The organism is Hyphomicrobium sp. GJ21 (assembly GCF_001006785.1).
GTDB lineage: Bacteria > Pseudomonadota > Alphaproteobacteria > Rhizobiales > Hyphomicrobiaceae > Hyphomicrobium_B.
On the sequence record NZ_CDHO01000001.1, the window covers coordinates 490,817 to 500,000 of the forward strand.

At 62.6% G+C, this 9,184-nt stretch carries 6 protein-coding genes; 4 read left to right on the forward strand and 2 right to left on the reverse strand.

What is annotated here, in order from left to right; genetic code table 11:
- The first annotated feature begins 270 nt into the window (after positions 1 to 270).
- The 3 genes from HYPGJ_RS02380 (at position 271) to HYPGJ_RS02390 (ending at position 5,023) form a co-directional block, all read left to right on the forward strand.
- Positions 271 to 1,233 (forward strand): DUF4167 domain-containing protein, encoded by a 963-nt coding sequence (locus HYPGJ_RS02380; RefSeq protein WP_046845673.1) that lies wholly within the window; start codon positions 271 to 273, stop codon positions 1,231 to 1,233.
- Between the two features lie 420 nt (positions 1,234 to 1,653).
- A complete protein-coding gene (gene clpB, locus HYPGJ_RS02385; RefSeq protein WP_046845674.1) occupies positions 1,654 to 4,248 on the forward strand; it encodes an ATP-dependent chaperone ClpB in 2,595 nt (864 codons plus the stop codon).
- Positions 4,249 to 4,621: 373 nt separating this feature from the next.
- Positions 4,622 to 5,023 (forward strand): hypothetical protein, encoded by a 402-nt coding sequence (locus tag HYPGJ_RS02390; RefSeq protein WP_046845675.1) that lies wholly within the window; start codon positions 4,622 to 4,624, stop codon positions 5,021 to 5,023.
- Between the two features lie 92 nt (positions 5,024 to 5,115).
- On the opposite strand, the gene HYPGJ_RS02395 is transcribed toward HYPGJ_RS02390, so the two are convergent.
- Positions 5,116 to 5,358: a hypothetical protein gene (locus tag HYPGJ_RS02395; protein ID WP_046845830.1), complete on the reverse strand. Its 243-nt coding sequence runs from the start codon at positions 5,356 to 5,358 to the stop codon at positions 5,116 to 5,118.
- A gap of 270 nt (positions 5,359 to 5,628) precedes the next feature.
- Between HYPGJ_RS02395 and HYPGJ_RS02400 the strand changes: the two genes are divergently transcribed.
- Entirely contained in the window at positions 5,629 to 7,026 is a 1,398-nt protein-coding gene (locus tag HYPGJ_RS02400; RefSeq protein WP_046845676.1) for a GntP family permease, read from the forward strand.
- Between the two features lie 15 nt (positions 7,027 to 7,041).
- Here the strand turns inward: HYPGJ_RS02400 and HYPGJ_RS02405 are convergent, their stop codons facing one another.
- Positions 7,042 to 9,075 carry a M23 family metallopeptidase gene (locus HYPGJ_RS02405; protein WP_046845677.1) on the reverse strand — a complete coding sequence of 678 codons (2,034 nt, stop codon included), beginning with the start codon at positions 9,073 to 9,075 and terminating at the stop codon, positions 7,042 to 7,044.
- Positions 9,076 to 9,184 lie beyond the last annotated feature (109 nt).

Below are 9,184 nucleotides of genomic sequence, written 5' to 3' on the forward strand. Positions count from 1 at the left end.
TGGCGGGCGTCGAGTTTCTTTTCTCGATACCGCGAGTGCTGCACAGACGCTCCTTGCAGATGCTTTGGACGCGCGTTGCAGTCCGTCGTGGCGAGGACACGGTAGTTTGCCCGGGTGGCGGGCATGAGAGCCAAGGGGCTACAGCCTGTAGGGCACAGGCGACTTAGGACCGTCTTTTGAAATGGAATTGGATCGTAGGATCCATGACGCGGCCCATCGCTGGTGTGCACGCGTGGACGTTAGAATATCAACGAGTGTGAACGGGAGCCCATGAGGCAAGGACAGCAGAACCGTCGTGGCCGCGGTCGAAACAACAATAATAACAACCGCAAATCGCAAAATCCGTTGATGCGCAGCTTCGAGAGTTCGGGGCCGGACGTCAAAATCCGCGGCACGCCCTCGCATATTGCCGAGAAGTACGTCTCGCTCGCGCGCGATGCGCTTTCGTCCGGCGATCCCGTCCTCGCGGAGAATTATCTCCAGCACGCCGAGCACTATAACCGCATCATCCTGAGCTACCGCGAGCAGATGGCGCAGCAGGGCGGCGTCGACCCGCTCGGCAACGGCGCTGCCCGCACGCACACGCTGGCCGGTCCCGAGGGGAGCGACGGCGACGAGTTCGGCGAGGATGAGGGCGACGAGTTCGGCGTCCAGGCGCAGCAACAGCAGCAGCCGGCCGGCGACGGCTCGCAGCAGCCGCAGCAGAATTACGCTCAGCAGCCGCGCAATTTCGATCATCAGAACCGGTACGATAACCGGGATAATCGCGATAACCGCCAGCCGCGGAACGATCGCGATCAGCGCTACAACAACAACCGGCATGATCGCGGCGACCGCCAGGATTTCAGAGGCGATCGTGGGGACCGGAACGACCGCCATGACCGCAACGGCAACGGCGAGAACCGCTACCGTGACGATCGCCGCCAGTACGGCAACGGCGGCGAGGGGCGCTCCGAAGGCGGCTTCCGCCGTCGGGAGCGCTATCAGGACTCGAACGGCAACGGCGCGGACCGGGAATTCAACAACGGCGGATTCCGCCAGGATGCTGGTCCGGCTCCGCAGCCCCAGGCGCAACCGGCTGCGACGGAGCGCGCCGCGCCTCCGCCGCCACCCGCCGTGACGCCGGAGCAGGAGCAGCCTGCGTTCCTGAGACGTCCGGTGCGCCGTCCGCGTCGCGAGGAGCCGACCGAGGTCATCGCAACGCCGCCGGCGGCGAACGAAGACCAGGACTGAGACGCGCACCGCATCTGCAGACGACCATTCGCCCTGCCTCGTGGCCTATTGCATCGACGACGATGCGATCTGTCCCGGCAGGGCGTTTTCGTGCGCGCCTTGCGACAGCGCGGGTGGCAGCGGCCGCCGACGTTTCGGTTAACGCCGCGCTTTCTATCGGTTCCGTCGTCGAACCTTTAACGACATTGCATTAGGCATCTGGAGGTCGCTGCCCTCCCCCGGGTTCGTCCGACATGCCGCGGATGTTATTCGGCCTTTCACTTGCCTCGACCTCTTTTTCGCGCCGCGCCGGATTCCTATATCGCCAAAAGACAAGCCCGGAGGGACGCCTACGATTGGGTCTTTGGCCGCGCTTGAGGTGGGAATAAATTGGCATGTCTTCCGCGCCTGATGGGCGGGGGCATGCGCTGGAGGTCAGTCATGAATTTCGAACGCTACACGGATCGCGCGAAAGGCTTCATCCAATCGGCCCAATCGCTGGCGCTGCGTGAAAATCACCAACAAGTCACCCCCGATCATCTCCTCAAAGTTTTGCTCGACGATCCGGAAGGCCTCGCAAGCGGTCTGATCCAGCGCGCGGGCGGCGACTCGCGCGTCGCGCTGCGTAACGTCGAAGCGGCGCTCGCGAAGAAGCCGAAAGTCACTGGCGGATCGGGCGGCGTTTATGTGTCGCCGGAGTCGGCACGGCTCTTCGATGCCGTCGAGAAGCTTGCGGACAAAGCCAGCGACAAGTTCGTCACCGCCGAGCGGCTTCTGCTCGCCTTGGCGCTCGACACGTCGACGGATGCCGGTAAGGCGCTGCGCGACGCGGGCGTGACGGCGGACAAGATCAACGCGGCGATCAACGAGCTGCGCAAGGGCCGTACCGCCGACAGCGCCAACGCCGAGCAGGCGTATGACGCGCTGAAGCGATACGCGCGTGACCTCACCGAGGCCGCGGCAACGGGCAAGCTCGATCCGGTCATCGGGCGCGACGAAGAAATCCGCCGCACGATCCAGGTGCTGTCAAGGCGCACGAAGAATAACCCCGTGCTGATCGGCGAGCCTGGCGTCGGCAAGACGGCGATCGCCGAAGGCCTGGCGTTGCGCATCATCAAGGGCGACGTGCCGGAAAGCCTGAAGCACAAAAAGCTGCTGTCGCTCGACATGGGCGCGCTCATTGCTGGCGCGAAATATCGCGGCGAGTTCGAGGAACGCTTGAAAGCCGTTCTCTCGGAAGTCGAAGCCGAGGGCGGCAACATCATTCTGTTCATCGACGAACTTCACACCATCGTCGGCGCGGGCAAGACCGAAGGCTCGATGGATGCGGGCAATCTGTTGAAGCCGGCGCTTGCGCGCGGCGAGCTGCACTGCGTCGGCGCGACGACGCTCGATGAGTATCGCAAGAACATCGAGAAGGACGCGGCGCTGGCTCGCCGCTTCCAGCCGATCTTCGTATCCGAGCCGACGGTCGAGGATACGATCTCGATCCTGCGCGGCCTGAAAGAGAAGTACGAGCTGCATCACGGCGTGCGCATCACCGACAGCGCGCTGGTCGCGGCGGCCACGCTCTCGAACCGATACATCACCGATCGCTTCCTGCCCGACAAGGCTATCGACCTTGTCGACGAGGCGGCGTCGCGTCTCCGGATGCAGGTCGATTCAAAGCCCGAAGAGCTCGACGCGATCGATCGCGATCTCATGCAGATGATGATCGAGCGGGAAGCGTTGAAAAAGGAAACGGACGCGGCGTCGAAGGACCGGCTCGCGCGCCTCGAAAAGTCCATCGCCGACCTTGAGGAAAAGTCGAAGGCGATGACGGCGCGCTGGGAAAGCGAGAAGCAAAAGCTCGGTTCGGCGCAGAAGATCAAGGAGGAACTCGATAACCTGCGCAATTCGCTCGAGCAGGCGCAGCGCCGGGGTGACCTCGCGCGTGCGGGCGAGCTTCGCTACGGCAAAATTCCGGAGCTTGAGAAGCAGCTCTCGACGATTGAATCGCAGGAAGGCAAAGGCGCGATGGTCGAAGAGGCCGTCACGCCGGATCAGATCGCGGCCGTCGTGTCGCGCTGGACGGGTGTGCCGGTCGACAAGATGCTCGAAGGCGAGCGCGACAAGCTTCTGAAGATGGAGGATGCGCTGTCGAAGCGCGTCATCGGCCAGAAGGAAGCGGTCGTCGCGGTATCGACGGCGGTTCGGCGTGCGCGCGCGGGACTGCAGGACCCGAACCGGCCGATCGGCTCGTTCATGTTCTTAGGCCCGACCGGCGTCGGCAAGACGGAACTCACGAAAGCGCTCGCCGGCTATCTCTTCGACGACGACACGGCGCTCATCCGCATCGACATGTCGGAGTACATGGAGAAGCATTCGGTTGCGCGTTTGATCGGCGCACCTCCGGGTTATGTCGGCTACGAGGAAGGCGGCGCGCTGACCGAAGCGGTGCGTCGGCGTCCGTATCAGATCGTGCTTTTCGACGAGATCGAGAAGGCGCACCCGGATGTGTTCAACGTGCTTTTGCAGGTGCTCGACGACGGACGGCTGACCGACGGTCAGGGCCGCACGGTCGACTTCAGGAACACGCTGATCGTGCTGACGTCGAACATCGGCGCGGAATATCTCGTCAACCAGAAGGAAGGCGAGGACACCGAAGCCGTGCGCGAGGAAGTGATGGCGGAGGTCCGGACGAAGTTCCGGCCCGAATTCCTGAACCGTCTCGACGACATCATCCTGTTCCACCGTCTGCAGCGGAACGAGATGACGAAGATCGTCGATATCCAGATCGCGCGCCTGCAGAAGCTGCTTGTCGATCGCAAGATCAAGATCGAAGTCGACGAGCAGGCCAAGACGTGGCTCGCGAACCGGGGTTACGATCCGGCGTATGGCGCGCGGCCGCTGAAGCGCGTGATCCAGCGTCACGTGCAGGATCCGCTCGCCGAGCAGATCCTGGCGGGCGGCGTCAAGGACGGCGATACGGTTCACGTGTCCGTTCGCGACGGCGACCTGACGATCAACGGCTGGCCAGTGAAAGCCGCGGCTTGATTGATGGCGCGGGCGACTCCCCTAACGGGGAGCCGGCCGCCCGCGCGGACTTTCGGAGTCTTTCTTTGCTTAGGTCGTGTCCCGGCGACTGCGCTCCGCGCAGCCGGCCGCCGGGGACGCCTTTATTGTTTCATTCTTTGTTAGGAAGCCAGGCGGGCGACTTCTCTATCGAGGAGCCGGTATCGAGGAGCCGGTCGCCCGCGCGAGCGCATGTGACGCTCACTTGCCACACCGTGCGCACAAGAGATCGCAAGCCACGCTGGCAACTCAGATTACGGGTTGTGCCGGTACCCCTTAGATGCAGTATCAACCCGACCTGCCGCGGAAACGGGGCAATGCGGACGGCAGGCACTGTCTAGAAGGGGTATTTCGTATGAGAAAATTGCTTTCGCTGGTCGCGCTCTGTTGCGCGATGGCGCTCGCATTTGGGGGCTTCGCTCCGCGCGCGAGCGCCGCGCAGCTTCCGACCGGTCTTCTCGCGCTGAAGACAGATCGGGTCGGCGCGGTTCAGGACGTTCGCTATCGCTGCTGGTGGCGCGACGGCTATCGCCGCTGCGGTTACGTCGGTCATCGCGGCTGGCGTCAACATCATCGCTGGAATCGCGGAAACTGGCGGCACCGTCATTGGCGCCATCGCCACTGGCGTCACCATCGCGCCTGGCGTAGTGGCTACTACGGCCGCCGCCACTATTACTATCGGTCGTATGCGCGTCCGTCTTACGGCTACGCCTACCGCCGGCCGTATGCGTACTGCATCGGCTTGTGCTGGTGGTGAACTGAGCGGCGCTTTGAGCGCGACTGAAACGCAAAACGCCAGGGTCGAGCCCTGGCGTTTTTTTATTGTCTTCGTTCGAAAGGCAGCTCGGTCTAGCGACGGTAGCGGCGCGCGTGCGAACGGCGGTAGCAGCGTTTCGCGCCGATTTTGCAGGCGATTTTCGGGCCTGCGGTGTAGCCGATCACGCCGCCCGCCACCAAGCCGACCGGTCCGAAGACGACAGCGCCCGCGAGGCCGCCCAAGGCTGCGTCGGTGACGCGTTCGCCGGCGTTGGCGGCCACCGGCGCGAGGCCGATGCCCGCGGCGACGATCGCAACTCGTGCAAAAGCTTTCATTGGCTGGATCCCCTCCATCTTGCTCGCTGGTGTCGAGCGAATCTTTCGTAACGATACCATCCCCGCCGATACGAGTTTGTTAATGCATCGATGCGGCGATAATTTGCGGTGCGCGTTGCCGTGCTGTTGTGCTCAGCAAGTTCGAAATAAGCGCACATTGAGGCTGCGCATGTCGCGGCAATTTTTGATGGAGCGATGCGGCGCGCGAAATCTCGTGCTGATGAAGCTCGGTCGCGCTAAACTCGCCGCAAGCTGCCTCGAGGGACTTTCGTGAGTCTGCTGATCGCCGTTGGCGCGCTCGCCTTTCTGATGTTTGCCGCCTATCGCGGCTACAGCGTCATCCTGTTTGCGCCGGTTGCTGCGATGGGCGCAGTCTTGCTGACCGATCCGCACGCGGTCGGGCCCGTGTTTTCCGGCCTTTTCATGGAGAAAATGGCCGGATTTCTGAAGCTCTACTTTCCGGTTTTTTTACTCGGCGCGATCTTCGGCAAGCTGATCGAGATCTCAGGATTCGCGCGCGCCATCGTTGCGAGTTCGATTGCGTTGCTTGGCGCCGAACGCGCGATGCTGGCGATCGTGCTCGTCGCGGCGCTCCTGACGTACGGCGGCGTGTCGCTGTTCGTCGTCGTGTTCGCGGTCTATCCGTTCGCTGCCGAAATCTTTCGCAGCTCGAACATTCCGAAGCGGCTCATCCCGGCGACGATTGCGCTCGGTGCGTTCACGTTCACGATGGATGCGCTGCCGGGAACACCGCAAATTCAGAATATCATTCCGACGACGTTCTTCCGGACGACGGCGTGGGCGGCGCCCGTGCTCGGCACGCTCGGATCGGTTTTCATTCTGGCGTTCGGAATGGCGTATCTCGACTGGCGTCGTCGCAAAACGTTCGCAAGCGGCGAAGGCTATGGCGAACACCATCTGAACGAGCCGGTTGCTTCCGCTGACGCCGATGTGAAATCCGTAAACCCGTTGATCGCGGTTTTGCCGCTCGTGGTCGTTGGCGTTGCGAGCAAGCTGCTGACGCTGCTGATCCCTGCTGTTTACGGGGAAAAATTCGAGGCCGTGCTTACGCCGGGCGGCAAAGCCGTCACTGCTGATGTCGGCGCGATGACTGCGATCTGGGCGGTCGAAGGCGCGCTTCTTCTCGGCATTCTGGTGGTTGTCATATTCGCGTGGCGGGCCATTCGCGCGAAGTTTGCGGAAGGATCGAAGGATGCGGTCGCAGGCGCTTTGCTCGCCGGAACGAATACGGCGTCGGAGTATGGCTTCGGCGCGGTGATCGCCGCGCTGCCGGGTTTCCTCGTGATATCCCATGCGCTGAAGGGCATTCCTAATCCGCTGATCAATGAAGCCGTGACGGTGACGACGCTTGCGGGCGTCACGGGTTCGGCATCGGGCGGCATGAGCATCGCGCTCGGGGCGATGGCGGATCAGTTCATTGCGGCGGCGAATGCGGCGGGGATTCCGCTCGAGGTTTTGCATCGCGTCGCTGCGATGGCTTCGGGCGGTATGGATACGCTGCCGCACAACGGAGCGGTCATCACGCTTCTCGCGGTGACAGGGCTGACGCACGTGCAGGCATACAAGGATATTTTCGCGATCACGTGCATCAAGACGCTCGCGGTCGCGTTCGTGATCGGGCTCTACTACGCGACGGGATGGGTGTGAGAAGTCGAGCAGGTGCTACTTGTTCGTGGTCATGACCGGCGCGCGGTGCATCAGCTCTTCGATGCGGGCGCGCTCTTTCTCGAACTCGGCGAGATCCTTGCCTTCGAGCTTGCGTTCGCGCGGCACCTGAATGGACATGGGATCGACGAAACGGCTGTTGACCAGCACCTCGAAGTGAACGTGCGGGCCTGACGACAAGCCCGTCGATCCGACGAAACCGATCACCTGGCCTTGGCGAACCTTCATACCCGGGTGAACTTCGGCGAAACGGCTCATGTGGCCATAGGCCGTCTGGTAGCCGTTGGCATGGCGAATGCGGACGTAGTTGCCGTAGTAGCCTTTGCGCCCGACCTCTTCGATGGTGCCGTTGCCGGCGGCGATGATCGGCGTGCCGGTCGAGCAGGCCCAGTCGACACCGGTGTGCATCTTCCGCGAGTTGAGCAGCGGGTGGAAGCGGACGCCGAAACCGGATGTCAGGCGCACGTCGTCGCCGCGAACCGGTTTGCGCATGAGAAACTTTTTCGAGTTGTTGCCGTCTGCGTCGTAGAAATCGATGACGCCGTCGGCAGAACGGAAGCGGTAGAATTTGTAGAGCGAGCCGCCGCTGCTGATCGCAGTGTAGAGAAGTTCTCCGGGATTTCCTTCCGTCGACTGATCGTCCTTCATGTCGAAGAACATCTCCAACGCGTCGCCCGGGTGAACGCGACGGCGGAAGTCGGTGTCGAAGGCGTTGATCCGCAAGATTTCGGTGATCGTGTCTTGCGGCAGACCCTGCGTCAGGCCCGCATTGTAGACGGCTGCGTAGAGGCTGGCATTCTGTGGGTCGCCGCCGTCGTTCTTCGCAAGCTGCGCAAGCTCAGCGTCGAATGGCGGCTGCGCAGATCCGATGAATTCGCCCGCGGCGCTTCGGCTGACGGTAACGAGATGATCGTGTCCATCCGAGAAGACTGAAAAGCGCGCGGGTTCTTTCTTGTTCGGATCGGAGAGCGACGGCACCAGCGTGATGCGCACTTCCTGGCCAGAAACGAGCGCATTTTCAGGGAAAATCGAGTGGCCGGCCTCGATCATGCTGTGCACGTCCCATTCGGGCGCACCGGCCTTCGCGAGAATTTTTGCGAGTGTATCCTTCGCTCCGACTTTCACGACGATGACTTCGCCGCCTTCGATGTCGTCGGAGGACTCGTCCGCCGCGTCAGGAGATTTGTAGATGTCTGTCGTGTTGAGGCTGTCGCTCGTCGAGGCTGCGGGCTGCCATGGGTTGGACGCCATCGATTGCGCAGCTGCGCTCGTCGATCCGGAAACTCCGTCGAGCGGTTCGCCATCGGCGCCCGCGTGCGACGTGCCATCGACGCTGCGTTCGACGATGTCCTGGACTTCCTGTGTGTCGAGTTCCTGGCCGTCCTCGCCGGGCAGGATGCCGCCGAGCAGTTCGACGACCTTCACTGAAACGTCTGCGCGGGACAATCCGCTGCCGGCTGACTCGTCGGCATCTTCGTCGGTGTCGGCGGGCTTGCCGCTGCCGTAGAGCTTGAACGGATTGAAGGCCGGAATGACCGTGTTCTCGTTGGTCGGGACCGGCGCCAAGCGCGCGACGATCCGAGCATACGGTTTTTGCCGGACGTATTCACGGCTGTCGCGACGGCTCTTCGTTGATTCATGGATGATGTAGCGGGTCGAGAGCGCGCCGGTGGTGAGCTGCAGACGATCAGCCTTCGGAATGATCCATTTGAGGCCGCCCGCATTCTTCGGCGTCAGTGCGAGCTGGGGCGCAAGCGCGCCTTCGCCGATGCTCCGCAATGCCGGCAACAAGCCATCGGATGACATATCGCTGTCGGAAGATCCGTAAACGACGACGAGAATGGCGATGGCGCCGATGGTGGCTGCGAGGCACGTGCTGAGAATCCAGCGGAAGCGGCCGCCGGCGCGGGGCTCGGGATTTTCCTGCTCGTAGATATGCTTGAAAAAGCTGCCGCCGCGCCCGGCGTAAGCGTTTGTCGGAAGCAGGCGCGTGTCGTCCTCGAACGCGAAAGCGCGCTCGGTTACGTCCAAGTCCTTCCTACGACGCTGAAGCACCCGCAGCAGTCCCCCACAGCCCTGCCAAGGCTCGATTTAATATTTTGCCGGGAGCAACGACTTCCGGCCGCCAAGCGTTAGCTTT